General features: G+C 61.1%; 23 protein-coding genes and 1 tRNA gene. 4 read left to right on the forward strand and 20 right to left on the reverse strand.

What is annotated here, in order from left to right:
* Positions 1 to 190 precede the first annotated feature (190 nt).
* From IYW40_RS13290 to ftsY, 13 genes are all read right to left on the reverse strand, one after another.
* Positions 191 to 1,873, reverse strand: coding sequence for a molecular chaperone GroEL (locus tag IYW40_RS13290; RefSeq protein WP_196400850.1), 1,683 nt, complete (start codon positions 1,871 to 1,873; stop codon positions 191 to 193).
* A 36-nt stretch (positions 1,874 to 1,909) separates the two neighbouring features.
* The gene (locus tag IYW40_RS13295; RefSeq protein WP_196400851.1) at positions 1,910 to 2,242 is read right to left on the reverse strand and encodes a hypothetical protein; all 333 of its coding nucleotides are present in this window, start codon (positions 2,240 to 2,242) and stop codon (positions 1,910 to 1,912) included.
* A complete protein-coding gene (locus IYW40_RS13300) occupies positions 2,239 to 4,308 on the reverse strand; it encodes a sigma-54-dependent Fis family transcriptional regulator (protein ID WP_246720789.1) in 2,070 nt (689 codons plus the stop codon). The genes IYW40_RS13295 and IYW40_RS13300 overlap by 4 nt, the downstream gene beginning before the upstream one ends.
* 115 nt (positions 4,309 to 4,423) lie before the next feature.
* Positions 4,424 to 4,987, reverse strand: coding sequence for a DUF1097 domain-containing protein (locus tag IYW40_RS13305; protein ID WP_196400852.1), 564 nt, complete (start codon positions 4,985 to 4,987; stop codon positions 4,424 to 4,426).
* A 626-nt stretch (positions 4,988 to 5,613) separates the two neighbouring features.
* On the reverse strand, positions 5,614 to 6,345 hold the full coding sequence (locus IYW40_RS13315) for an SCO family protein (protein ID WP_348644276.1): 732 nt from the start codon (positions 6,343 to 6,345) through the stop codon (positions 5,614 to 5,616).
* A gap of 598 nt (positions 6,346 to 6,943) precedes the next feature.
* Positions 6,944 to 7,153, reverse strand: a complete 210-nt coding sequence (locus IYW40_RS13320; protein WP_196400855.1) for a hypothetical protein — start codon at positions 7,151 to 7,153, stop codon at positions 6,944 to 6,946.
* Between the two features lie 2 nt (positions 7,154 to 7,155).
* Positions 7,156 to 7,674, reverse strand: a complete 519-nt coding sequence (locus IYW40_RS13325) for a hypothetical protein (RefSeq protein ID WP_196400856.1) — start codon at positions 7,672 to 7,674, stop codon at positions 7,156 to 7,158.
* A 180-nt stretch (positions 7,675 to 7,854) separates the two neighbouring features.
* A tRNA-Glu gene (locus tag IYW40_RS13330) sits at positions 7,855 to 7,930 on the reverse strand.
* A 75-nt stretch (positions 7,931 to 8,005) separates the two neighbouring features.
* Positions 8,006 to 8,569, reverse strand: a complete 564-nt coding sequence (locus tag IYW40_RS13335; protein ID WP_196400857.1) for a polymer-forming cytoskeletal protein — start codon at positions 8,567 to 8,569, stop codon at positions 8,006 to 8,008.
* An 86-nt stretch (positions 8,570 to 8,655) separates the two neighbouring features.
* Complete coding sequence (locus IYW40_RS13340) at positions 8,656 to 9,609, reverse strand: tyrosine recombinase (RefSeq protein WP_196400858.1); 954 nt, start codon at positions 9,607 to 9,609, stop codon at positions 8,656 to 8,658.
* A 50-nt stretch (positions 9,610 to 9,659) separates the two neighbouring features.
* Positions 9,660 to 9,803 carry a hypothetical protein gene (locus IYW40_RS13345; RefSeq protein WP_014892238.1) on the reverse strand — a complete coding sequence of 48 codons (144 nt, stop codon included), beginning with the start codon at positions 9,801 to 9,803 and terminating at the stop codon, positions 9,660 to 9,662.
* A 221-nt stretch (positions 9,804 to 10,024) separates the two neighbouring features.
* The gene (locus IYW40_RS13350) at positions 10,025 to 10,627 is read right to left on the reverse strand and encodes a septation protein A (protein WP_196400859.1); all 603 of its coding nucleotides are present in this window, start codon (positions 10,625 to 10,627) and stop codon (positions 10,025 to 10,027) included.
* A 5-nt stretch (positions 10,628 to 10,632) separates the two neighbouring features.
* Complete coding sequence (ftsY, locus tag IYW40_RS13355) at positions 10,633 to 11,706, reverse strand: signal recognition particle-docking protein FtsY (RefSeq protein ID WP_196400860.1); 1,074 nt, start codon at positions 11,704 to 11,706, stop codon at positions 10,633 to 10,635.
* 175 nt (positions 11,707 to 11,881) lie between these two features.
* Between ftsY and IYW40_RS13360 the strand changes: the two genes are divergently transcribed.
* Positions 11,882 to 12,145 carry a hypothetical protein gene (locus IYW40_RS13360; RefSeq protein WP_196400861.1) on the forward strand — a complete coding sequence of 88 codons (264 nt, stop codon included), beginning with the start codon at positions 11,882 to 11,884 and terminating at the stop codon, positions 12,143 to 12,145.
* 126 nt (positions 12,146 to 12,271) lie between these two features.
* Here the strand turns inward: IYW40_RS13360 and IYW40_RS13365 are convergent, their stop codons facing one another.
* Together IYW40_RS13365 and IYW40_RS13370 are read right to left on the reverse strand one after the other, a co-directional pair.
* Complete coding sequence (locus IYW40_RS13365; protein ID WP_196400862.1) at positions 12,272 to 12,760, reverse strand: VOC family protein; 489 nt, start codon at positions 12,758 to 12,760, stop codon at positions 12,272 to 12,274.
* On the reverse strand, positions 12,757 to 13,233 hold the full coding sequence (locus tag IYW40_RS13370) for a MarR family winged helix-turn-helix transcriptional regulator (RefSeq protein WP_196400863.1): 477 nt from the start codon (positions 13,231 to 13,233) through the stop codon (positions 12,757 to 12,759). Before IYW40_RS13370 ends, IYW40_RS13365 begins: the two co-directional genes overlap by 4 nt.
* Before the next feature lie 208 nt (positions 13,234 to 13,441).
* Here IYW40_RS13370 and IYW40_RS13375 point away from each other — a divergent pair, with 208 nt between their 5' ends.
* Complete coding sequence (locus tag IYW40_RS13375) at positions 13,442 to 13,912, forward strand: VOC family protein (protein WP_196400864.1); 471 nt, start codon at positions 13,442 to 13,444, stop codon at positions 13,910 to 13,912.
* Positions 13,913 to 14,074: 162 nt separating this feature from the next.
* Here IYW40_RS13375 and IYW40_RS13380 read toward each other — a convergent pair whose 3' ends face one another.
* Positions 14,075 to 14,383: a hypothetical protein gene (locus IYW40_RS13380; RefSeq protein ID WP_196400865.1), complete on the reverse strand. Its 309-nt coding sequence runs from the start codon at positions 14,381 to 14,383 to the stop codon at positions 14,075 to 14,077.
* A 423-nt stretch (positions 14,384 to 14,806) separates the two neighbouring features.
* Entirely contained in the window at positions 14,807 to 15,415 is a 609-nt protein-coding gene (locus tag IYW40_RS13385) for a hypothetical protein (RefSeq protein WP_196400866.1), read from the reverse strand.
* A gap of 931 nt (positions 15,416 to 16,346) precedes the next feature.
* On the opposite strand from IYW40_RS13385, the gene IYW40_RS13390 reads away from it, so the two are divergent.
* On the forward strand, positions 16,347 to 17,252 hold the full coding sequence (locus IYW40_RS13390; RefSeq protein WP_196400867.1) for a ferritin family protein: 906 nt from the start codon (positions 16,347 to 16,349) through the stop codon (positions 17,250 to 17,252).
* A 96-nt stretch (positions 17,253 to 17,348) separates the two neighbouring features.
* Positions 17,349 to 17,828 (forward strand): ferritin family protein, encoded by a 480-nt coding sequence (locus IYW40_RS13395; protein ID WP_196400868.1) that lies wholly within the window; start codon positions 17,349 to 17,351, stop codon positions 17,826 to 17,828.
* A 16-nt stretch (positions 17,829 to 17,844) separates the two neighbouring features.
* Here the strand turns inward: IYW40_RS13395 and IYW40_RS13400 are convergent, their stop codons facing one another.
* From IYW40_RS13400 to IYW40_RS13410, 3 genes are all read right to left on the reverse strand, one after another.
* A complete protein-coding gene (locus tag IYW40_RS13400) occupies positions 17,845 to 20,445 on the reverse strand; it encodes a PAS domain S-box protein (RefSeq protein WP_196400869.1) in 2,601 nt (866 codons plus the stop codon).
* Positions 20,446 to 20,448: 3 nt separating this feature from the next.
* On the reverse strand, positions 20,449 to 23,793 hold the full coding sequence (locus IYW40_RS13405; protein WP_348644277.1) for an NAD-glutamate dehydrogenase domain-containing protein: 3,345 nt from the start codon (positions 23,791 to 23,793) through the stop codon (positions 20,449 to 20,451).
* Positions 23,794 to 23,869: 76 nt separating this feature from the next.
* Positions 23,870 to 24,295, reverse strand: coding sequence for an ATP-binding protein (locus IYW40_RS13410; RefSeq protein WP_196400871.1), 426 nt, complete (start codon positions 24,293 to 24,295; stop codon positions 23,870 to 23,872).
* Between the last annotated feature and the right edge of the window lie 18 nt (positions 24,296 to 24,313).

Below are 24,313 nucleotides of genomic sequence, written 5' to 3' on the forward strand. Positions count from 1 at the left end.
AGAATGCATTGGTTTTTAAAGGCTTTTCGATACGACGCAGACGATGTCGAAATGCATGTGAAGTAAAACATTTATACAGGCGTTCAAGACTTATACGCATCGGACGACGCAGCCTTCGCGACGAGGACCAAATATAAAGGCGGCGCATCCACGATACGCCGCCTTTATGTTTCCGTTAGGCGATTGGTCGTCAGCAACGCGGATCTTCTCGCGTCGCCGCCGCCGCTGCGCCGCTAAAGCCGAATGTCGGATCGTCCGGCGGAAGAATCGTGACCGCGCATTCCACCATCATTAACGAGGTCGCCGTCCCGACCGCATTACGCAAGGCAAGACGCGTAACCCCAACAGGATCGATGACGCCCATCTCGTACATATCGCCCCATTGCCCTCTGCGCACGTCGAAGCCGAAGAAATCGCTGTCGCCGCGGCGCAGTTCGAACAGAAGTTCGTTGGCGTCTAGCCCCGCATTGGCGGCGATCCGGCGCAACGGTTCGTCAAGCGCATCGCGAACGATCGCAATGCCATGGTTTTGGTCGAGTCCCTCGCCCGCCAAATGTTCGAGAGCGCGCCGCGCCCGGTAGAGCGCGACGCCGCCTCCTGCGACGACGCCCTGCTCGCGCGCCATACGCGCCGAATTGAGCGCATTGTCGACGCGTTGAAGGCGCTCCTTGATGAGCACGTCCGAATATCCGCCGACCTTAATCGTCATCATCTTGCCGGTGAGCGCGCTGATGCGCTCTTCGAGCTTTTCGACCTCGCGGCGCTTTCCCGAAGGCGAGCCTTTGGACCGATCTCCATTAACGATCCAGTCGAGTTCTCGCCGCGCGCGCGCCAAACGGTCCGCGATTGCTTCCGGATCGCCGCCCGCGCCGATGACGATCGTCGCGTCCTCGCTCGCGACGACACGACGCGCTTTGCCGAGATGCGTCCGCGTCACGCTGCTGAGATCTTCGCCAAAGGACTCCATGATCGGCCGCGCGCCGGTCAACGCCGCAAGATCGAGCAGATAGTCGTAGCGACTGTCGCCGAAGCCTGGCCCCTTGACGGCAATCGAAAGCAGGTTTTTGCGAACGTGATTGAGGAGCAGACCGGGGAGCGCGGAGTCCTCGAAATTCTCTGCGACGACGAGGAGACTGCCGCCAGTTTCACGCACGATTTCCAGCGTCGGGATGAGCTCGGAAAAATCGTTGATCACCCGGTCGTAGATCAGCACATAGGCGTCTTGCAATTCCGCCAGCTGGCGCTTGCTGTCGGTCATGAAATAGGGCGACCGATAGCCCTGCTCCCAGCGCATGCCGTCGACGCATTCGATTTCGTCGCAGACGCCTTCGCCAAGTTCGGCGGAGATCACGCCACCCGCGCCGGCTTGCTCAAGCGCGTCGGCGACGATCTCGCCAATATCTTCCTCGCCCCCCGACGCAATGGTCGCGACATGCGAAAGCCTGTTACGCTCCGTACAGGGCCTTGCCTGACGAACGAGTTCCTCGTCGACAGCCCTCATCGCGCGTTCGATCCCGATGGTCAATTCGCGTGGGTTCATTCCCGACGCCAGCGCCTTACGGGTGTCCTCGGCGATGCGGCGCGTCAAAACGACTGCGGTCGTCGTGCCGTCACCGGCCTCTCGCGAGACCGTCGTCGCCATCGAGCGAACCATCGACACGCCGATGCTTTCGCGTCTTCCCGGCAGTTCGATGGCTTGTGCGACGGTGACCCCGTCCTTCGTCGCGACCGGCGGCAGTCCGTGAGCGCGGTGCTCGATGATGACGTTTCGTCCACGTGGACCAAGCGTGACGCCGACCGAGTCGGCGAGCGTACGGACGCCGACGAGAATGTCCCGGCGGACTCCATCGCCGAATTGAATGTCCTTAGCCATGGGTTTCCTGCCTTGCCTTGTTCTGTTGTTTTTCAGCTATTCAATTTTCTTTTTCGGCGGCGTTGCGTCGAGATCGTCGCGTCCGGCATTCATGATCATGGCGCTTCGGCCTGCGCGCGCGCGACGATCGCGATTGCGATGCAGGCGATTCCAGACCCACAAGAGCGAGCGGTCGTCGAAATCCAGCCCGCGGCGGATTTCCTCCATGTCGACTTCGTCAAACTCGGCGAGCCAGAAGGCGCGAAGCTCGTTCGCGCGCTCATCTCCAACGATCCCGCGGAGGCGTATCTCCTCGGCCTCGAGTTGTTCGAGCGTGGCGTCGAGACGCTTTGCCGCCTCCTCAATGAATTCACGATCGTCGGAATTCATCTGCTTACCTCGGGGGCGGCGATGCGGCGTGCGCTGCGCATGCCATAGCGATCCATTTTGTGATAGAGCGTTGCGCGCGTGATCCCGAGGCGACGCGCCGCCTTGGCGATATTGCCTTCGCACTCCGTCAACGCCGCGCGCACAGCCTGCTCCTCCCAGTCGGAAAGAGCCGTTTTACGGACAGTTGTCGGCCAGTTGGCTGGCGCGACAGACGCGCGCATATCAGCAAATTTATCGGAAGCCTCCGTCTCGTCCTCCTCGACAAAATCTTGCGGCAGATCCTCAAAACGGATCACGCCGTCACGCGCAACCGCCAGCGAAGACCGTATGACGTTACGCGCCTCACGAATATTGCCGGGCCATGGATGACGAAAAAACAAGGCGCGCACTTCGTCGCATAAACGCTTACGGTCGCTCTGCCCTTCCTGTTCGCATGCAAGCAGATGGTCGAGAAGCTGGAGGCGGTCCGGGCGCTCGCGTAGCGGCGGCAGCCAGATTTGCACTCCGTTGAGCCGGTAATAAAGGTCGCGGCGAAATTTTCCGTCCTTGACCATTTCCCGCAGCTGACAGTTGGTCGCCGCAACTACGCGCACGTCGACTTTGATTGGCCGGTGAGAGCCAATTGGAACCACCTCTGAAGAATCGAGAACACGCAACAGAGTCGCCTGCAGATCGAGCGCCATGTCGCCGATCTCGTCGAGAAACAGCACGCCGCCGTCGGCCTCGACAAATTTTCCTTTCTTTCCCTTGGCTCGAGCGCCGGTAAAGCTGCCACCCTCATAGCCGAAGAGTTCGCTTTCAATGAGTTCCCGCGGTATGGCCGCACAATTGATCGCGACGAGCGGTCGATCCTTTCGCGGCCCGCTCGCATGCAGCCGCCTGATCAGATGATCCTTGCCGACGCCCGATTCACCGGTGATCAGAAGTGAGATATCCCGTTGCAGCACCGCGGAAGCCTTTTGCAGCGCGGCCTCCGACACATGATCGCGCCACGGCTCTTCTCGCTGCGCCTCTTTGAGTTTCACGCGCGCATGACGTCCCTCAGCGACGGCATCCAGACGAAGCGCTTCGAGACGGATGTGCCGCTGGGTTTTGCTGACGGTCAAATGGCGGACGCCTGCGGCCTCGCTCTCGCCGACAATGTCGAACAAATCGACGCCAAGGACATCGCGGAACGGCTTGCCAATAACAGAGGCAACGCTATCCACGCCAAGGAGGTCAACGGTCGAACGATTTGCGCCTTCGATGACGCCTTCGGCCGAAACGAGAAGCTTGCCATCGATGAGCGTCGACTGTTCCGCGAGAGTGTCGGCGCCGTTGCGATGGCGCAGACGTAAGAGATAGCCCTCGGTCGCGAAGCGTTCGAAAAGCCGCGCCTCAAGGAGCTGACACGTGATCCGCAGAAAACCGAGCATCAGTTTCGCGGTATCTCGTCTGTCGGTCACCATGCCGATCGTCGCGCAGGCGCGGCCGTCGGAGCCAAGGATTGGACACCCCGCGGTCGCGAATGGGTGAAGCGCGCGCGAGAAATGTTCCTTGCCCTCAAATGCCGCCGGCTCATCGAGAAGACACGCGGTTCCCAGGCCATTGTTGCCGATGCTGGCCTCGTGCCAGCCAACGCCGATGCGGGCGAGATTTTGGCCAGCGGACATGATGCGCAGACCAGCATCGAGCAGGTGCACGACATGACCTTGAGTGTCGGCCAGAAGGATCGTCACATTCCCTTCATCGAGGAATGGACGCAGATTGTAGACCATGAGCGGCAGGCCCGCGGCGAAAGCGTCGCATAAACTCTGCTTGGCGTGGTCAATGCGGCAAACCTGCGCATGCATCGCCATTCGGGGCCCGAAATCTGAGCCCGGCGGCAGATCATATTCGTCGATGCAGCGCGCCCAAGCTTCAAGCACCTGTGGTCGTACCCAGTCCGCCCCCTGAGGAGCCTGACCGGTCTGGCGCATCCAGTCCCACGCGGCGCTCGGTCTCTCGAGTTCGAAAACTTCCGGAGGGGCTTTTTCGCCGTCGCGGGCGAATGCCGCAGCGGCGCTCCCACGCATCATATGACCCATGACAGTCTTTCGCGATGATAGTTTGTGAGCGATCGTGGCCGTGCTTGGCGCGAAACTTGGCGCGCGGCGCCCCCGATGTCGGGCGCCCCGTTAGCGATATTCGATGCGATCGCCGCTATGCCTTGGCGATCGACTCGCTGACGCGCGAACGAAGCCGCTGCACAATCTCTTCCGCTGCATAGGCGAATACGGCGCCGATGATCAGCGACGCGACGGCGCCGAACACCGGATTGCCGACACTCGGAGACAAAATCCTCTCGGCACGGTAATCCGGCAAAGTCGCGACAAGCACACTGACGTAGCCCAGCAGTGACGCAGGAACGCTGCCGAGCAACGGCAAGCGCGCCGCGAGCGTAACCAGCGCCACCGTCACAGCGACGCCGAGCGCGGCCCAGACGGCGAAGTCGACGCCGAGCGCTTCGGGTTGATGCGTTGCAAAGACCAACGCGCCGAGCGCGAGAAAGGCGCCGAAGAGTGAATGGATCGCCGATTTACGAAGGCCGTCGAGCCCGCCTCCAAGCAGGAGAAAGGAAGCCCATCCGGTCAGAAGCGCCCAGACCTGCAGTCCAAAGGGAGAGGTGGGGCCCAGCGCCAGAAACGCCAGCGCTCCTGCGGCGATGCCGACGACAGCGGCGCGAAGGGCATCGTTGTATATTGCGCGATTAGATGCAGCGCTCATTGAGCAGTCCTCCTGAAGGCGCACGGAAAGCGTGGCCACGTCTGAAAGAAACCCATATCCAACGGACGATGGCTTCTCGCCAGCCGCCCGGACATGCTTTTCGGCGTCAGACAGTGCGCGAAGGAGGCGCGCGCGAACACAGAGGACGCAATTCAGGCGCAGCCTGAATTGCATCGGGATTGAAAATAGAAACAAGCAAGACCGGCGGCGCTTCGTCTGGCGCCGTCTTCGCGGGAATCTCCGCCAAGGCATTTTCAACTGCGGAGCTGGCGTGAAGGATCGCACAAGCGACGCAATGCGCTTTGCTGGGCGCTTTCGACCCGGCGTCGTCCTGCGCCACATCGACGCTGGAGCCGCACACGACGCTCAGGACGCCGCTCCCGCCGATATCCGCCATCGCGCCGCTGGCAAACCCGAACGCGACAGCATTGAAGAACAGAACAAATGCCGCCGCCCAATGTAGGGCGCCGCGCAGTGCCGCCGTGTTCTGGTCCCCCGCTTGGATCACAGTTTGCTCGCCATTTCTGAATAACAGGAAGGCTAAGACGGTTCCCACAATGCGTCAAACATTCACGTGACTTAAATAGACGCGGCGTCAATATGACGCACGAGCAGTTGCAGCCTGTCTATAATCTTCCAAACACGGAAAGTGTTCGAATTTTATACAGTGCGCTCGCCTTCGGTTCATCAACAGAAAACGTGCTGACCACCTCGCCGCCGCTGCTCACAAGATAGACGAGAGCGCTGTGATCGAGGCTCTCGACCGACGCATTCGTGCTTTTGGAAAAATAGACTCGCACCGATTTGGCGGCAGCCGCAACATCTTCGTCAGAGCCCGTAAGGCCAAGGACATTATCGCCAAAGCCTCTGACGAAATCCCTCAACGCCTCGGGCGTGTCTCTCGCGGGATCGACCGACACGAAGTAAATGGGAAATGTGTGCGTCGCCGCGCCCGCTTCACGCAAAAGCGCCTGCGTTTCCATGAGCGTTGTCGGACAGATCGCAGGGCAGTTGGCGAAACCAAAAAAGAGCAAATAGGGGCGCCCGCGCAGCAAATGGCTGTCAACGATAGAGCCCTCCGAAGACTGCAAACGAAAGTTCGGGCGCAACGGCGCGTTGGGCGAAGCGGTCCCGCGATCGAATGTCGCCTCGACAAAAATCGTCGCAACGAGCGCCTGGACAACCAGAGCGGCCAACGTCAATCTGATAACTCTACTGTGGAGCATTTTCATAAAGGCTGTCCGCATTTTCGAACCCCAGCTTCGGCAAACCCGCGCGCGACAAGGACGCAAGCCTTCATCGTCGCTCTGTGCGCCTCGAATGATCGTTGATTGATCGAAGAAAGCATCAAGCCGCATCGGCGTCTTGCAACGAAGATGCCTCTCGATATGCCTCGAAGTTCGAACGCAATATCTTCGTAAACGCTGTTCGCATATGCGACGATGTGTCCGTCATTCGTGGGCGAACATCGCGACTGACTGAAACTTATACATTGAATGTTCGATACCTTTACAAATGCTCTGCGCGATCCGTTCGACACAATTTGGTTTTGACTGTCAGAGTCATGCCCGCCGCAGCATACGGAACTCCCAACGCCCGTGGGGCGACGCCTTGGCCAAGTCAACATCGACGTCACGACGCGCGCCAAGAACGACACGACACGCGCCAAGAAAGAGATCGGCTGTGAAGAGGCCGAGCAGTTGGTTCGCAACAGGCGGTGGCGAAGCGCAATGCTGAGATCTATGGCGTGTCGCAAAATATAGAATAGACGTCATGAAGGCCTATAGTTTCACCCGGCGGCGGCCGCAACAGTCCGCGCGGATCGTCGCCCGCCCATCCAGCCGGGCACATGTCGCCCGTCGAGGATGACCGGCATCCGATCGTGAAAGCGTCGCATCTATTCATTCGCGGCACCGACGATGATTACGGCTAGGTCGCAACCGCGCCTGAGCACCGCTAATCGTAGCGCCAGTCAACAAGCTGCATAACTTCTTCGTCATCAATAAAGTGACCAATATTGGCTGCTCCGCGCATAGTTTCTTTCGTCGGCTCTCCCGGATCGTCATTATTTGAGCGTCGAGCGTATGGAAATAGCGACTCTATGCGCGCGTAAATATCAAGCGTATCAACGATTGCTCCATTTAAGTTGTGATCTGTGGTTAGCATATTTACGCGTAAACTTTTTTTGTCGATAGACGACAGGCGCGCATGTTGAATTTGTAATGCTCTAGAAGCTCTGCCAAGCGCTTTTGTGGTCCGTCGTCGGCGTATTCAATACAATCCTTAATGTCCTTCATTAAATTAATGGGCAATTCCGGTGCGACAAACGCTTTGCGGCTCCCATCGATGTTCCGAATATCTCTGTTCTCTTGTAGCAAATCTAGGCAATCGTTTGCATATTCCGCGAGCAAGGAAAGCGTTGCAGGCAAAACAGCGCGAGCTGCTATATTTTTGTGTTCGCGTTGCCCTTGCTGCAATCGCTGATTTTCTAGTTGCTGATAAACGGCGATACCCGCTGCTGCCGCAACAGCCAAAATTGAGCCTATCGCTTGCACCCATGCCGGCCAATCGCTCGGCAGAGCCTTCGCCGGAGGGCGACTAAACAAGTCAATCAATACATAGGGGAAAACGATGACGGCTGCGATACCGCAAATTGCTGCGATCACGCCAAACCCAATAGCCTTCATTTCTCGAACCGGAAAAAATGGTTTGCCTCGCCATTGCGAAGCCTACGCAACCGGCAGGGCCTTCGCTAGCTCGATTTGATCGCAGGCGTTCATAAATGTGCGCCCACCTCCGTAGCGCCTTTTCCGTAAAATTTGCGTGCAACCTGGGCGGCCAGGAGAATCCCATAACTTATTGTTTTTTGGCGCTCCCTAGGGGACTCGAACCCCTGTTTTCGCCGTGAGAGGGCGACGTCCTAGACCGCTAGACGAAGGGAGCGGGAAGGAGCGTTCTATAGACCGCCGCCGCCCGCCGGGCAAGCGGTCGCGCCAAGCTGTCGCGCAAGAATCAGCCTCACCCGCCCGCCGAAGTCTTGCGGCCGAGCAGCGTCCGCGTCGCGACGCGCTTCGCCTCGCCCTCGGCGGCGAGATAGAGCGCGCCCTTGGCGCCTTTGGCGCCGCGCACCGCCTCATTGATGCGATCGATCGAAGAGGGCTTCTGCGGCGCGCCCGCGACCTCCAGACGTTCGGCGGCGGACTTCGCCGCCTGCGCCGGCTTCGCGGCGCGATAATCCTCGATCGCGGTCAGTTCGCCGGCGATGACGGCGCCCTTCTCCAATTCGATCTCGCCATAGGTGATTTTACCCTCGACGCGCCCGGTGGCGCGCACCACCAGAAGCTGCTTGATCTCGATATGATCGGAAATCCAGCCGCTGACATCGGCTTCCGTGGCGCTGACGTTGCCGCGGATGACGCCGCCCTGCCCGACCTGAATGACGCGCGCGGAGACGTCGCCCTCGATCGCGCCGTCGACGATGATGAGATCCGAGGCCGAGATTTCGCCCTTGAGCGTCACGCCGGCGCCAATATAGGCGACATTCTCTTCTTCGGGCCGAAAGTCCATCGCGTTCTTCGCCATCGCCAAGCTCCTCGGTCGCGCAAATGCGCGGAAAAGCTTACGTTGAGCGCGCCTCAACATTCAACGGAAAATGCGCCCAGGGCGGCTCAACCCGGCTTTTCCGCCGTCTCCGACAGCGGATGCAGATCGCGCACCATCGCCCGCATGCGCTCGTCGAGCACATGCGTATAGATCTGCGTCGTCGAGATGTCCGCGTGGCCGAGCAGTTCCTGCACCACCCGCAGATCGGCGCCGTTCTGCAGCAGATGGCTCGCAAAGGCGTGGCGCAGCGCATGCGGATGCATGTCGGCGGCAAGCAGGCCGGCGGCGCTCGCAAGCGCCTTGAGATCGCGCGCGAAGGCCTGGCGCGTGAGATGACCGCTGTCGCTATCGGCGGGGAATAGAAAGCTCGAGCCGGCGCGCTCTAGCGCCATCTCCTCAAGCAGCTTGCGGTAGGCGAGAAGCGCGCGGCGCGCCCGATCGGTCAGCGGCGCCAAGCGCTCGCGCCCGCCCTTGCCGCGAATGGCGATGAACGGATCGCGCGAATGCGCGGCGGTTTTTGGCAGCGACACGAGTTCGGAGACGCGCAGGCCGGTGGCGTAGAGCGTTTCGAGCAGCGCATAGAGCCGCGCCGCCCGCAGCCGCTCGCCAGCAGGCCGCGTTTCGTCATCGAGCCCTTCGCTCGCAACCGTGAGCAGCCGATCGATTTCCGCGGTGGAGAATACGCCGGGCGCGCTGCGCCGCATCCGCGGTCCGTCGAGCGCCGAGGCAGGGTCGTCGTCGCGGTGGCGGTCGACGTAGAGGAATTTGTGGAACTGGCGAATCGCCGAAATACGCCGCGCCACAGTGGCCGCCGACATGCCGCGCGGCTCCAATGAGGCGAGATAGGCGCGAATGTCGTCCGTCGTCGCCGCGCCGGGATCGCGGCCGTTCGCGGAAAGATGCGCGATGTAATCGGAAAGATCGCGCCGATAGGCGTCTTGCGTGTTGCGCGCCGCGCCGCGCTCCGCGGCCAGCATGTCGAGAAAGGCGTCGAGCTGGCGCGCTGCGCCGGCTTTCATGCGCTTAACTCCCCAGCATCATTCCGCACAGACGTCACGAATGACAGCCGTCACTTGTTCAACCGCTGCGCCGGGATCGTATAGGTCATCTGGCGCGGTTGCGGCGTCACATAAGCGACGAGCGCGACCATGACGCCGTAGACGATCGCGACGATAGCGCCGACGACGATCAGAAAGCGGATGAGACTCGGCAAGGATTCGACTCAGCCCCCATAAACCTGAAGACTCTCTTCGCCCGAACGCGCGTCGATTGCAACCCGCGCGCGATGGGCGGCGCGGATGCGCTTGAAATCATCGGCGCAGGGGCGCGGCCGATCATGAAGAGGAGTTCATGTTGGAGCGGAAACGCGTCTGAGCGATTCGCGCGCAAATGCGCGTGCGGCGATGCGATCAAGTTCGAAGGCGCGCGCCGAAATCAGAAATGCGTTTCGGGGTCTTCGTCCTCGGGGCGAATTTCATGGCGCATGATGAGCGGCGCCTGCGCCAGCGCGAAGACGAGCGTCAGCGGCAATATGCCGAAAACCTTGAAATTCACCCAGTCGTCGGTCGTCAGAATGCGGCGCAGGACTTCATTGAGCCCAGCAAGCGCGAAAAAGAACAGGCCCCAGCGTAGGGTGAGCTTGCGCCAGCCGGCGTCGTCAATGTGGATCGCCATGTCGAAGACGATCGGCAACAGCAGCTTGCCGAAATAGAGCGCGCCGATCAGGCCGGCGCCAAACAGCGTGTAAAGGATCGTCACCTTCAGCTTGATGAAGGTTTCGTCGTGCAGAAAATAGGTGAGCGAGCCGAACACCAGCACCAGCACGGCGGTGACCACCGGCATCGCCGGCAGATGTCGCGTGATCGCCCATGAGACGGCGAGCGTCAGGACGACGCCGGCCATCAGCACGCCGGTCGCGGCGAAAATGCCGTATTTGGAGTTGATGACGAAGAACAGCAGCAGCGGTCCGAGTTCCAGCGCCAGCTTCAGCCAGGGATTGAGCTTTCGTTTTGCCGCGATGGCCGTTTCCTGCGTCATCTCTCTTAGCTTTCCGCCTCTGACGTTTCTTCAAGCCCCGCGATCGCCCGTGCGAAGTCGCGCGCCGCAAACGGCTCCAGATCGTCGGCGCTTTCGCCCACCCCGATGAAGTGGATCGGCAGGCCGTAAGTCTCGGCGATCGCGACCAGAATGCCGCCCCGCGCGGTGCCGTCGAGCTTGGTCATCACGAGGCCCGTGACGCCGGCGATCCGCTCGAAAACATCCACCTGCTGCAGCGCGTTCTGTCCGACGGTGGCGTCGAGAACGAGCAGCACTGCATGCGGCGCCTCGGCTTCCGCCTTTTTCATCACGCGGACGATTTTTTCAAGCTCGGCCATCAACTCGGCGCGATTTTGCAGTCGGCCCGCCGTGTCCATGAGCAAAATGTCGGCGCCCTGCTCTTTCGCGCGCTTGATCGCGTCGAAGGCGAGCGCCGCCGCATCGGCGCCTTCCGCGCCCGAAACGACTTCGGCGCCGAGCCGGTCGCCCCAGACCTTGAGCTGCTCGACCGCCGCGGCGCGGAAAGTGTCGCCCGCCGCGAGCACGACCGTCTTGCCCTCGCCGGTCCATCTTGAGGCGAGCTTGGCGATGGTCGTCGTCTTGCCCGAGCCGTTGACGCCGACGACGAGGATGATGAAGGGGCTTTTGCTGTCGTCGACGACGAGCGGCTGCGCGACCGGCGCCAGCACGCGCTCGACTTCGCGGGCGAGGATTTCGCGCACTTCCTCGGGTTCGATGTCCCGCTCGTAGCGCGCCTTGCCGACCGCCTCGGTGATTCGCGTCGCGGCGCCGACCCCCAGATCGGCCCGCAGCAGCACGTCTTCGAGCTCCTCGAGCGTCAGCGCGTCGAGCTTACGCTTGGTGAAAACGTCGGCGACGCCCTGGGTGATCGCCTGCGAGGTGCGCGAGAGGCCGCCGGACAGGCGTGACCACCAGGAGCGCTTTACTTCCTCCGGCGCCGGCGGGGGCGCCTCTTGGGGCGCCGCTTCGGGCGCCGCCTCAGGCGCGGGCGCGCTCTGGCCGCCGCCAAACAGGCGGGAGAACATGCCGCGCTTTTTGCCTTCGGATTCCTGGCTCATTCACGGGATGGACTACACGAGTTGCGGCCAAAGGGCCAGCGGGCGGAGCCCCCTGCAGCGCGCGTGGCGCCAATGCACGAGATGCCCGCAAAAATGGCTGCGCTCCCATGCCGCCGGAACATCCCGCGAAGCGCCGGGTTGTTCTCGCGTCTAATGATTCGACGGGAGGCGAGCAATGCAAGCCAGGACGCGACAGCTCTTCGCCGGCGCATGTGTGTTGACGCTGATCGGCGCCATGGCGGGCTCGCCGGGCTCGGCCTTGGCGCAGTCCCCGGGATATTCTCCAGGCCAGCCCGGCTGGTATGGAAGGGCCCGGCCGCCCGCCTACGCGGGAGACTGTCGATTCCCCTATCCGCCGGGCTACCGTTACGATCTGAAAGACTGGCGCACCGGCTTCACCGATCGCGATTTTTCCTGTTACAGGCTCGATAATGACTAAGCGCCTGGCGTGAGCGGGCCGGCTCCCCGGCCCGCTTACTTCCTCAGGCGGGTGATCGGGTGAAAGGCTTCCTCATCCTGAGGAGCGTGCGCAGCACGCGTCTCGAAGGACGAGGACGCCCGTTCCTCAGGCCGTCGCCTCGGCGCAGCCCTTCGCCATCGCCTCGCGCCCCGCCTCGAGAATCTCTTCCGGCGTCAGGTCGCGCATATGCGTCGCGATGGACCAAACATGGCCGAAGGGATCGACGACCAGGCCGTAGCGGTCCCCCCAGAACATGTCGGCGACCGGCATTTTGACCGTCGCGCCGGCGGCGACGGCCTGCGCGAAGATGGCGTCGACATCGTCGACCATGAGATGAATGGTCACGGGCGATCCCTTGAGCGCCTTTGGCCCGAGCGTGCCCCATTCCGGCACTTCGTCGACGAGCATCACCATCGAATCGCCGATCCGCACGGAGCCATGCATCAGCCGCCCGTTAGGACCGGGCAGGCGCATCATCTCCTCTGCGCCGAAAGCCTTCTTATAAAATTCGATCGCGTCGGATGCGCCGGCGCAGATGAGATGCGGCGTGATCGATCGCATGCAGGAGGGATTTTTCTCGACATTGGCGTTCATGCTTTGACGTCCTTTCCTTCGGTTTGAGTTTCAGCCCCTAATGTGCGCAGCGCTTTGCGAAGCTTTTGTCCCTCGCTTTGTGAAAATTGCGCGTCGAGCGCCGCATGTTCTTTGCGCCAGATCGGCAGCGCCGCCGCGAGCAGGTCGCCGCCCGCGTGGGTCAAAAAGAGCCTGCGGGCGCGGCGGTCCTTCTCATCGAGACGCGTCTCGACGAGTCCGCGCCGCTCCAAGGATTTCAGCGCGGCGGTGAGCGTCGTGCGATCCATGGCGAGCGCCTGCGCGAGTCGCCCGAGCGTCGGCGCCTGCGGGGCGTTGAGCGACATCATCAGCGAGAACTGGCCATTGGTGAGTCGCAGCGGCGCGAAGGCGCGATCGAAGCGCCGCGCCAGCGTGCGCGCCGCGCGCTGCGTCGCAAGGCAGAGACAACAGTCGCGAACCTCATGAACGACCTCGATCGGCAGCTTCTTTGACATGGCGTCCTTATGTTGATATCAACGTTTATCGGCGTTGTCCAGTTTTTCGTTCGAGGCGCCCAAATCTCGGGTGTCATTCCCGACAGGCCGCAGGCCTGATCGGGAATCCAGAGTCCCACCGAGCACTTTCGGGGAAGCTCTGGATTCCCGATCGCGCGCAAAGCGCGCGTCGGGAATGACAGTGGGGAACCAATCGCAAGGAGCAGCCATGCAGTCGAAAGTCAGAACCTGTATCGCCTTCAAGGATCAGGCGGAGGAAGCGGCGCGCTTCTATGTCTCGGTCATTCCGAATTCGGCGTTCGAAAGCGCCTTCCGCCGCGAGCCGGACGGGCCGGCGCTGCTGGTCTCCTTCACCCTCGCCGGCACGCCCTATCAGGCGCTGAACATGGGTTGCGAGCCGAGCCACAATGAAGCCTTTTCGATCTCGGTGACGACCAAGGATCAGCGCGAGACCGACGAGATTTGGGACAAGCTGCTCGAAGGCGGCGGCGCCGAGATCCAATGCAGCTGGCTCAAAGACCGCTTTGGCGTGCGCTGGCAGATCGTGCCGGAAGCCTTGCCGCGCATGTTTATGGATGAAGATCGCGCTGCGGCCGGCCGCGCCTTTCAGGCGATGCTCGGCATGGTGAAGATCGACATCGCCGCGGTCGAAGCGGCGTTTCGCGGCGATTCCGCTTAAGCCGGCGGCGAATGAAACGCGCCCACCGGGGCTTCTTCGCAACCATGCGAGCCAGGAGGCTCGCGGTCCGGGATGCGCCGCGCTTGATGCGCCGCTTTGGACCGCGAGCCTCCAGGCTCGCCAATGCGCCTGCCACCAACAGACTTATGTCTTAGCGTCGCCTTAAGCCGAGCGCGCGATCGGCGCGGCGTCGCTTTTGGCGGCGACGGCGTTCCACTCCTTTTCCCAGAAGTCGGCGACGCCGAAGCGCGCGATGACCGCGCCTTTTTCGTCGAGAACGATCACCTCGTCGAAATCGACGACGTCGAGCGCCTTGGGACTGGAGAGCTCCATCTCGAAGAAGCGGCTCACCTCGGCGACGACGCTCGCCGCATCGGAGGATTCCCGCTCATATTCACGCAGCGGCTTCAGCTTCACATGGCCGCCTTCGGTCTCAATGAATTTCACTTCACGAACGCGATAGATCGCCATTGTCTTACCCTCGCTAACGCTGGGCGCATCTGTGTGAAATTGGTTGCGCAAGCGGCGCGTCAAGAGGGATAGCGGGACCGTCGCTGTCGTTTGGAAGCGCAGGCCAACCTGTCGGTCCCAACGCGCGCGCTTGGGCGCATGCCGCGATGTCATTCCCGACGCGCGCATCGCGCGCGATCGGGAATCCAGAAAAGCCGATCATTCGTGAATTTGCTCTGGATTCCCGATCAGGCCTCCGGCCTGTCGGGAATGACAGCGGCGAGCGCCAATCTATTCGCCGACGAACCTCATGGCGGGAAGGAGACGATCGCCCAACGCACAAAGCACGGCAAACCCTTCACATACGATGCGCCGCGAAGAGGAATATTTGGAGGCTCTTGCGGCGTCGAAGCCGTAGGAAGGGCGTAGCGTTAATTGGGCCCTTTAGCCGTGAATGCGGGCTCTTGTGAGCGCGAATTTCAGAATGGAACAAAGCTTGCGCCAGGCATCGCGTGTTATGCCTACGATCTGCGTTAGGGCGAAGAACACTCCAAGAGGTATGATCACGGGAACGAAGAACACAATTCTGCCCAAGGCGCTTCTGGGGGAAAACGACCCGGAATTTGAAAGGAAGTCATCGGTCACAAAGAATGAAACCCACGTGAAGACAGCGAATGATAAAAAAAATATCGATGCGACCCACCCTCGAAAAAATTTGAGCGCATCATACAATTTGAGCGCATCATACAATGCGAGTGAGACTTTTCGGAAGTTGCATGAGAACATCATCAGCGCGCAAATCGTAATTATCGCCACGTAATTCAGAAATGCGGCCCCAATTAAGAATCTGCGCCATGGATAATCAGTGGCAGCGATCTTCGGAGCTAAAATTTCGTTGATCCTCAGCAGGGGCGGCCAACGCCCGACATCCTCCCAGAATGGCAGCGCAAAAATAAATATGAGTGCGGGAACTCCGAGCGTCAGGTAGAAAAAAGCCCACAGATCCCCTGTGTTGCTTTTGTTTCCCGACGCTTCGTTGTTCGGGTCGGTCATTGTCTAATTTCCTTATTGAAACGCTTGGCGTAAGGTCGGCTGCATACGAACTATTACAACTCATGTGCGCGGATCGGTGGCATAGGACCATCTAAGTTCATGTGGCTCCACTCGTCTATCGTCGCTCTTTTCAAGCGCGGCGGAGCGCCCCCCATTCTATGTCGAGAGGCGACCGGTCCCAGGCTTGCCTCTTGACAACTCTGGAATATATTCCTATCCTCCGCCTGCCTTCGTCAAGCGAGGGCGCGGCTCAGGGTCGAGCGGCGCCGGCGAGGGACGGATCCGGCGGGACGAACGACCCTCGTTCCCTGGTCCGGCGGCGCGTCGCCGGTCTGGGCTTCTCTCCTTTGCGCGGAGACGCATGAGAACTTCGATAGGCCGCATGGCTTAGCGAAACTCATGTGCAGGCTTTGAAAGCCCGGACCGCAATATCCGAGGATGGCGCAGGCGTCGGTTACCCGAACGATGGGGAGCGGCTCCCTCAGCCCGGAGGCGGCGAGACGACGCGATCCGTGTCCGGGAGAAACCGGCCGTCGAAGACACTTCTCTGCGCTGCGGCCAGCGACGGCCGGGGCGTCCCGGACCGCTCGCCCCCCCCGCCTTAACGGCGGCGGGACGTCTTCGCGCGCCCGCGTCTCGCCGGATGCTTGGCGCGCTTTTGCTCCCGCACGCTTCCATCAGCGCCATCGCGCCGCCGCGAGATCGTCTCCGCGTCAGGCGTCGGCGCCTTCGCATCAGTAATACCGCAGGCGTGCGACAATGCGTCCTACGGCGTATCGTATTAATTGGCGAGACTTCTGCTTTGCGAAGTCTCTGGCAATATAACGGGCTCGGCTGCCGCTTAGAATAACTCCGGTGAGCTTACATTTAGACCCGGATTGCCCCTTAAACGCCAAACTATGTCTGAGTTCAGACAAAAGGAGCAAAAATAGTGGCTAATGTGACATTCTCATCACCCGTACTTGCGCGAGACATTACTGTCTATGCGATCGCCGGAGATCGGGGCACGATCCTGGCGGTGGCCAAGGCCCATAAAATCCCCATTCCCTTCGACTGTCAGGACGGCGAATGCGGCTCCTGCCTCGTCGAGGTCACGCATCTCAGTCGCAATCCCAAATACGGGATCGCGCTGACCGAGAAGGAAAAGGAGATGCTGCGCCAGCTCGGCAAGATCACCAAAGCCGAGATCGAGGCCGCCGAAGTCAACGACATGCCGCCGCGCTATCGCCTGGCATGCCAGTGTTTCGTCCGTAACGAGGACATCCTCGTCAAATTCGAAGGCGATCAAACGCTGCCGGCGCAAGGCGCCCATGTCACCCATGCCGCGAAGCGCTTCACGGGCGGCATCGAGATCGCCACGGTGGATGAATTCATGGGATACGCCGTCAAGGTCGAAGAGGACGCGGCGATACATTTCGATGAACTCGCCGGCATGATGGAAGGCTGCGGCAACGCGGAAGTCGCCAAACTGTTTCGACAGCTCGCCGGCTTTTCACGTCTGCATCTCGCCGAGGCCAGGAAGCGCGCGGGATCGATCGACCTTTCGGCGGTCATTCCGCCCGATTACGTGTGGCCAAACCATGCGACTCCGGAGCGCACCGAAATCTGGGCCGCCGATCCAACGCTGTCGCGGCTCGACGGCTTGAAGGCCGCCCTGCAGGGCGAACGCCGAGGCTATGAGTTCTATCGGGCCGTGGCCGCCAAAACAAAATCGCCGGAGATCGAAGCGATGGCGAAGGAATTCGTCAAGGAAGAGGCCGAGCATGTCAAAATTCTCGAAGCCTGGATCACGCGCGAAGAATGGACGATAAGGAACCCGCCAAGCGCCAACGCTTGAGCGAGGAGCCTGAATAATAATCGGCTTGAGGCGGGGGCGGCCTGTTTTGGCCGCCGCCCGCTTACAAATCTGAGCTCGGCGAGCTGAGGGTGGGACATGGAATCGGTCGAGGAATTTCTCGCTTATGCAATCCATCTCGAATTCGAAGCGGCGAACCGCTACGGGCAATTGGCCGACGCCATGGAGTCAGGCGGCAATCACGAAGTCGGCAAACTGTTTCGTCGATTGGCGGAGTATTCCAGACTGCACCTGGCCGAGGCGCAGGCCCGCGGCGGCTTTCGCGAATTGCCCAAGATGAGACCGGATGAATTCGTGTGGCCCGGACTGGAGAGCCCGGAGACAGCGGCGATCTGGGCCGCCGATCCGTTCATTGGACGCGAACAGGCTCTTGAGATCGCGCTCGACGCCGAGACCGCGGGCCTCAAATATTACCAGCAGGTTCTCGACACGACGTCCGACCCCGAGATCAAGATCCTCGCCAAGGAGTTTGTCGCGGAAGAGCTTAGTCACGTCACTGAACTGAACAAGTGGATCGCCGCGAACAAGGCTGGGGAAATTCTGACCGTCGATCCTTGAGTTCATCGTTTCGACGTCAGCACACTTGCGCGACCACCATGGCGACGTCGTCCGTTGCGGGCGCCGCGCCGCGGAAGGCGCGCACGTCGGCGAGCACCGCCTTGATGAGGTCGCGCGGCGAAAGGCGGCGATGCTGCAGGAAAGCGGCTGACAGGCGTTCGAGTCCAAAGAAGTCGCCCTGGCGGTTTTGCGCCTCGGTGATTCCATCGGTGTAGAACAGCAGCTTGTCGCCCGCGGCGAGTTCGAGGCTCCCCTCCTTGAAATCGACCGCGCGCACGACGCCGAGCACCAGGCCGTCGGCGTCGAGCTGCACGCACACCGCGCCGTCCGCGCGCAGCAGCAGCGGCGGATTTTGGCCGGCGTTGGCGTATTGCAGCGTGCGCGTCTGCGGCAGGAAGCGGCAATAGAACATGGTGATGAAGAGGTCCGCGGCGGTCAGGTCCTCGTGCAGGAGCTCATTGAGGTCGCGCAACAGCTCCGCCGGCCCGCTCAAAGCGTTGGTCGCCTTTCGCGTTTCGGCGCGCAGCGTGCTGCGCACTTCGGTCATGATCAGCGCGGCGCCGACGCTATGGCCGGAGACGTCGGCGATGACGATGTCGATCACGCCGGAATTTTCGAAATAGTCGAAATAATCGCCGCCGACATGCGTCGCCGGCACGCAGATTCCGGCGATCTCCATATGCGGGGTGCGCAGCGGCGCGTTCGGCAGCAGCGACAGCTGGATCTGCTTGGCGATTTCGAGTTCGTGGCGATTCTCTTCGACGCGCCGCCGGTCGGAAATATCGGCGTGAACGCTGACGAAATGGGTGATGCGCCCCGCCTCATTGGCGACCGGCGAGATCGAGAGTTCGTCCCAGAAGGACACGCCGTCCTTGCGGTAGAATTTCACCACCACCTGGCAGCTCGTGCGATGCACGATGGCGTTGCGGATTTCCTCAAGCGCCGCAGGGTCCGTCTCCGGCCCGCGCAATAGGTGCAAGCTGTGCCCGAGCAGCTCTTCGCGGGTGAAGCCGGTGATCCGGCTCAGCGCCGGATTGACGTAGATGTTCGGAACGCGGGGCGCCTGGGCGTCCCAGACCGCAATGCCGATCGGGACGGATTCGATCGCGCGGTTGCGCACGCGCAGCGCGTCTTCGAATTTTTTGCGCGAGGTGATGTCGTGATCGACGCCGCGCCATTTTACCAGTTGGCCGCCTTCGTCGAAGATCGGCGCGCCGGTCGACTCGGTGAAGACGTCGCCGTCGTTCTTGTGCCGATAGTGGTTGACGATGCGATGGAAGGCCCGGCGCAGCGCGATCGGGCTCGGGGAAGGCTTGAGAGCGGCGTCTTCTCCGCTCTCCTTAGCGAAGAGATCGACATAGGTCTTGCCGAGAACCTCTTCGGGCGTCATGCCCAGCACGTCCTCGACGGCGCCGCTGCTATAAGTGTAGCGGCCGTCCGGGTCCTGCTCCCACAGCCAATCGCCGGCCATGTCGGCGATCTGCCGGAAACGCTGTTCACTCTCGAGCAGCGCCTCCTTGTCGCGCTTCTGTTCGGTGATGTCCTGCTGCATGGCGAGATAATGGGTGATCTCGCCCTTCGCGTTGCGCAGCGGCGTGATGATTTCGGAGGCCCAATAGAGCTTGCCGTCCTTTCTCTTGTCCTGGATCTGTCCGCGCCATTCAACGCCGGCGCGAATGCTCTCCCAAAGCCGCCGATATTGATCGCCCTCGGTCCGCTTCGATTGAAGCATCCGCGGGTTCCGGCCGATGAGCTCATGCGGCGGGTAGCCGGTCAGGCTGGCGAAGCGGCTGTTCACATATTCAATTTCACCGTGCTTATTGGTGATCATCACCGCGATCGGACTTTGCTCGACGGCGGCGGAAAGCGTCAGCAGCCTATCCTCGGCGTGCTTGACCCGCGTAAGATCATGCGTGACGCCGACGAAGTAGCGCGTGCCTTCGAGCCAGATTTCGCCGATCGAGAGATACATCGGGAAGGTGGTGCCGTTCTTGCGTCGCCCGACGACCTCTTGGCCAATGCCAATGATCTTTTTGACGCCGGTTCGCCTGTAGGCGGCAAGATAACTGTCGTGCGCTTCGTTATAAGGTGACGGCATCAACATCTTGACGTTTCTTCCGAGCGCCTCCTCGGCGCGGTAGCCGAAAAGCCTCTCCGCGCCTCTGCTGAAGAGCAATATGTCGCCAAATTCGTTGATCACGACGAGACCGTCGGCCATGCCGCCGAAGATCGTTTCGAGCATTTTCTTTGTCACGTCGAGCGCGTCCGACTTACTGGACCCGCCGATGGGACGAAGCTTCAGCAGCGAACCGCCATCCCCGTCTCCGGAAAGCGGGTCGACCTCGCAGCGAATCTCGATCGTCGTTTTGTCCTTGCGCCGAATCCGCAGGGACAACCGCTCGCGAGCGCTCGAAGCCGGTAAACGCGGCTCACAATCGTCCGCGTCTGGCGCGACAAGCCGCGAAAAGAACTGCTCCCCGCGAAGCTCCCGTTCGCAGTAGCCCGTGAGACGTTCGGCGGCTCGGTTCATCGACCGCAGCGCGCCAGACGATTCCAGGATGCAAAGAGCTTCATCGAACGCGTCGAGAATGGCGCGATCGGCGGCGAGGGTTTCCATGCGCTACGAAGCTCCTGCTTGCGAGGACGCGCGCCTTCGCTCTCGCGCCCTCTCCGCGGAATCCGTCGAGCGGCCGCGATAAGCGGCGTCGCACGCGTCGACCAGGGCGTTCAGCTCGGCGACGAAGGCTGCGAAAGGCGTCAGCGTCGTAAAGAGCGAAGCCTCGAGTTTGAACGCCAGCCGCTCGAGCCCGGCGAGACGAAACTCCAGGCCGACGTTTCGAAACAAAGCCCGCGCGTCGGCGATTCCGCTCAGCAACTGCATGGACGCGATACGCGCGGACGCATCCCGCATTCGCGCGTCGAGCGCAGCCTGCAACTGCTGCTCCCAGAGGTCTCTTGGCTTCACCTCCGCCAGAAGGGCGGTAAGCTTTTCCAATCCGAACAGATTGGCGGCCTTATCGAAATATCCGCCAGCGACTCGCATGTCCTCTCCCGATTCGCGGGTAAGCGCGACAAGGAAAGGAAAATTCCGCAGCCGATCAAAATAAGGCGCCGCCACAGACGGGTCGCCCTGCGTTTCGCTGACACCCACGCGTTCACGATAGGCGCGCAGATCGGAACGCCAGCGCTCGATGTCTTCGTCGTCGGGGCTCAGCCGATGTCCACGCCGCATGGCCCAGTGACACATATACGCCAAAGCCTCTTCAAGCTGGAGAATCAGCCCGTACTGGCGCGCGGCGTCCAATTCGCGGCTTTCGCCAAAACTGGCGCGCCATCGATCGCCCTCGAAGATTCGATCGAAGGAAAGATAGAGCTTAACGGCATAGCTCAGCAGAGTTGGAACCAATCCCTCGCCCAGCAGCAGGAAGCAAACTCCCGCCTGATCGACGACTTTGTTGCAGATCATCGTGACCGCGATTTCCCGCGCGAGGGAATGACTCCTGATCCGCTCCGAAAAATGAGACCGCAAAAATTCTGGGAAATAGCTCGCCAGAAATTCATACGACCAGGAACCCTGCAGAAAGGCCTCGTCCTCCAGCAGCCTCTGCTTCAGCGCCAGCTTCGAACTGGCCATCAGCAAGGCGAGCTCCGGTCGCGTCAGCTCTTTCGTTTCGCGCGCCGAGACATCCTTTCGTGTCGGGAAGGCCTCGGCCGCAGGATTGATATAGCCGGCGTTTTCAAGTTGCTCCGCGAGGTCCATGAATGGATCGAGATTGATACGGCACCGCGCGCGATCCAATGACAGGCAAAGACTCTGTTGGTCATTGTCCTGCAATACGGACGCGCAAACCTCCTCGGTGAGGGATTCAAGCAAGCGATTGGGATCTGCGACGTCTGGCGCGTTTTGGTCCGGCCGCGCGTGCAGCAGAGTCTTCAAATTGACTTCGTGATCGGAGAGATCAACGCCCGCCGAATTATCGACCGCGTCGGTATTAATCCGGCCGCCTCTCAGGGCGTATTCAATGCGCCCCCGCTGCGTAAAGGCGAGGTTGGCGCCCTCGCCGACGACCTTGGCGCGAAGCTGCAGCGCGTCGACGCGCGCGCCGTCGTTGACGCGATCGCCGACGCTCTCATTCGTCTCCGAGCTTGCCTTGACATAAGTGCCGACCCCGCCCATCCACAACAGATCCACAGGCGCGATCAAGAGCCCGCGGACCAGCGCTTCGCCATCGACCGCGCTATGCCGCACGCCAAGCCACGCACGCACCTCCGAGTTCAGCGGGATATCCTTGGCGTCGCGCCGATAGACGCCTCCGCCTTGTGAGAGCAGCGCCGGGTTATAGTCGCGCCACGTCGACTGCGGCAGTTGGAACAGACGGCGTCGCTCGGCGAAGGAAGTGAGAGGGTCCGGGTTGGGGTCGATAAAGATGTACTGACCGTCGAACGCGCCACGCAACCGAATGTTCGGCGTGTGCAGCATGCCGTTGCCGAAGACGTCGCCATCCATCGAGCCGACTCCGACGACCGTAATCGGCTCCGCATCGACGTTGCGACCGAGTTCATGGAAGTGCCGTCTTACACAGACCCAGGCGCCACGCGCAGTAATGCCCAGTCGCTTATGATGATAGCCTTGTGCGCCGCCGCTCGCGAAGGCGTCGCCGAGCCAGAAGCCGTAGGATTGCGAAATCTCATTCGCGACGTCGGCCCAGGTGGCGGTGCCCTTGTCGGCCGCGACGACGAGATAAGGATCGGGCCCGTCATAGGCGACGAGCGCTGGCGGCCGGACGATCTGCGAATCTTTCAAATTGTCGGTGAGATCGAGAAGCCCGCGCAAGAACTGCGAATAGGCCTCCTTCCCGAGGCGCTGCCGCTCCGCCGCGTCTTCAAAGGGAAGCTTCAGAACAAAGCCGCCCTTGGCGCCCTGCGGCACGATGAGGGCGTTCTTGATCATCTGAGTCTGCATCAGCGCCAGGACTTCGCCGCGAAAGTCCTCGGGCCGGTCGGACCAGCGTATGCCGCCGCGCGCGACTTTCGCGCCCCGCAGATGCACGCCTTCCATTGAAGGGGAATGAACGTAGATCTCCGCCATAGGCTTTGGAGCCGGCATGTTGAACACGCCGAGACTGCTGATCTTTAGGGCAATGAACTTCCGGGCCCATTCGCCGCAAAAATAGAAGTTGGTGCGCACCGTCGCGTCAATGAGATTGAAGAGGTCGCGAAGAATGCGATCGTCGCCACCGTCTGTGACCTTGTCCAATACGTCGACAAGCTGAGCCCTGATCGGCGTGAGCGACTCCAACTCGATCTCAAAGGAGTCGCGTCCGCCGCGATCCGGTTCGAACCGCGCTTCGAAGTAACGATAAAGCAGTTGGACGACCGCCGGACTGTGCAAAAGCGCGCGATAGATGCGGGCGCGCTCAATCCTCAGGCCGAGCTGCTGATAATAGTTGCTATAGGCGCGAAAGAGATCGATCTGCCGCCAGTCAAGCGCGGTGACCAAGACCAGCCCGTTCAAGGCGTCGCTCTCAACTTCGGCTGAGAGCACGGCTTTGAGCGCGTCCAACAGTCTACCGTGTGATCGTGCGACGCTCGCGCCGCTGCGCATCGAGGACTCGACGATGAAACTTCGAATGAAACGCGGCCCAATGCTGAGATTGAGTGCGAACTGAATTTGATCTGCGACGCGTAGTCCGAGGTTCTGCAGCATCGGCAGAAGTTCGTCTAGCGCATGGACTTTGGCGCCAATCAGGCGAACTTCGTATCGGGCGACATCGGCTCCGGGGCCGCGCAGCGGACGCAATTCGACGATCTCGTTCTCGCTTTGGTTGGCCGCAATCAGCGCGAGATCGCGTGCGGCGCGCCGCGCCGGCACGAGATAGCGAAAGGATTTGGGCAGCGCGTCAAGCGCCTCGCCGGAAAGATTCAGCCCAGAACGGCGACCGGCGCGGCGGAGGAAATCCCGCACCGCAGAATCCCAGTCCACGACGCGGGGCGTCTCAGACGTCAATGTGTCCGGAGAGCGAAGCACGGGCAACCATTAGCTAGGCGATCTTCTTGCGCATTTCGAGAACATTGCCCGACTCCGTCTTGTGATATTGAACGGAGTCCATCACAGAGCGAATGAAGAATATGCCGCGGCCGCGTTCGCGAAGTTCGTCGAACTCGGGCGTCGGCAGAGCAGCAAGGTCGAAACCTTCGCCGTGATCGAAAACTCGGACGGAAAGATTGGCGTCCTCCACCGAAAAGGAGATCCGAACGGAGTCAGGCGAATTTGCCGCGGAGCTATACTGAATGGCGTTGGCGACGGCCTCGGTTAGAGCAAGATTGAGGTGAAAAGCGAGGGTGTCGCGTGTCTCCTCCGGAACGTCCAGCTCTTTCGCAAGCTGCTCGGCGATTGCGCCAACGAAACGCAGATAACGTGTCTGATTGGGAACGACGATGTCCAGATTGACGATTGTCTCGCACATCTCGATTCCCGCCCACCC

Source organism: Methylocystis sp. H4A, from assembly GCF_015709545.1.
Taxonomy (GTDB): domain Bacteria; phylum Pseudomonadota; class Alphaproteobacteria; order Rhizobiales; family Beijerinckiaceae; genus Methylocystis; species Methylocystis silviterrae.

What these genes read in the sequence shown, in the direction of transcription:
- IYW40_RS13290 (WP_196400850.1), bottom strand. Translation starts at nt 1,873, where the DNA reads ATGGCTAAGGACATTCAATTCGGCGATGGAGTCCGCCGGGACATTCTC.
- IYW40_RS13295 (WP_196400851.1), bottom strand. Translation starts at nt 2,242, where the DNA reads ATGAATTCCGACGATCGTGAATTCATTGAGGAGGCGGCAAAGCGTCTC.
- IYW40_RS13300 (WP_246720789.1), bottom strand. Translation starts at nt 4,308, where the DNA reads ATGGGTCATATGATGCGTGGGAGCGCCGCTGCGGCATTCGCCCGCGAC.
- IYW40_RS13305 (WP_196400852.1), bottom strand. Translation starts at nt 4,987, where the DNA reads ATGAGCGCTGCATCTAATCGCGCAATATACAACGATGCCCTTCGCGCC.
- IYW40_RS13315 (WP_348644276.1), bottom strand. Translation starts at nt 6,345, where the DNA reads ATGCGGCTTGATGCTTTCTTCGATCAATCAACGATCATTCGAGGCGCA.
- IYW40_RS13320 (WP_196400855.1), bottom strand. Translation starts at nt 7,153, where the DNA reads ATGCTAACCACAGATCACAACTTAAATGGAGCAATCGTTGATACGCTT.
- IYW40_RS13325 (WP_196400856.1), bottom strand. Translation starts at nt 7,674, where the DNA reads ATGAAGGCTATTGGGTTTGGCGTGATCGCAGCAATTTGCGGTATCGCA.
- IYW40_RS13335 (WP_196400857.1), bottom strand. Translation starts at nt 8,569, where the DNA reads ATGGCGAAGAACGCGATGGACTTTCGGCCCGAAGAAGAGAATGTCGCC.
- IYW40_RS13340 (WP_196400858.1), bottom strand. Translation starts at nt 9,609, where the DNA reads ATGAAAGCCGGCGCAGCGCGCCAGCTCGACGCCTTTCTCGACATGCTG.
- IYW40_RS13350 (WP_196400859.1), bottom strand. Translation starts at nt 10,627, where the DNA reads ATGACGCAGGAAACGGCCATCGCGGCAAAACGAAAGCTCAATCCCTGG.
- ftsY (WP_196400860.1), bottom strand. Translation starts at nt 11,706, where the DNA reads ATGAGCCAGGAATCCGAAGGCAAAAAGCGCGGCATGTTCTCCCGCCTG.
- IYW40_RS13360 (WP_196400861.1), top strand. Translation starts at nt 11,882, where the DNA reads ATGCAAGCCAGGACGCGACAGCTCTTCGCCGGCGCATGTGTGTTGACG.
- IYW40_RS13365 (WP_196400862.1), bottom strand. Translation starts at nt 12,760, where the DNA reads ATGAACGCCAATGTCGAGAAAAATCCCTCCTGCATGCGATCGATCACG.
- IYW40_RS13370 (WP_196400863.1), bottom strand. Translation starts at nt 13,233, where the DNA reads ATGTCAAAGAAGCTGCCGATCGAGGTCGTTCATGAGGTTCGCGACTGT.
- IYW40_RS13375 (WP_196400864.1), top strand. Translation starts at nt 13,442, where the DNA reads ATGCAGTCGAAAGTCAGAACCTGTATCGCCTTCAAGGATCAGGCGGAG.
- IYW40_RS13380 (WP_196400865.1), bottom strand. Translation starts at nt 14,383, where the DNA reads ATGGCGATCTATCGCGTTCGTGAAGTGAAATTCATTGAGACCGAAGGC.
- IYW40_RS13385 (WP_196400866.1), bottom strand. Translation starts at nt 15,415, where the DNA reads ATGACCGACCCGAACAACGAAGCGTCGGGAAACAAAAGCAACACAGGG.
- IYW40_RS13395 (WP_196400868.1), top strand. Translation starts at nt 17,349, where the DNA reads ATGGAATCGGTCGAGGAATTTCTCGCTTATGCAATCCATCTCGAATTC.
- IYW40_RS13400 (WP_196400869.1), bottom strand. Translation starts at nt 20,445, where the DNA reads ATGGAAACCCTCGCCGCCGATCGCGCCATTCTCGACGCGTTCGATGAA.
- IYW40_RS13410 (WP_196400871.1), bottom strand. Translation starts at nt 24,295, where the DNA reads ATGTGCGAGACAATCGTCAATCTGGACATCGTCGTTCCCAATCAGACA.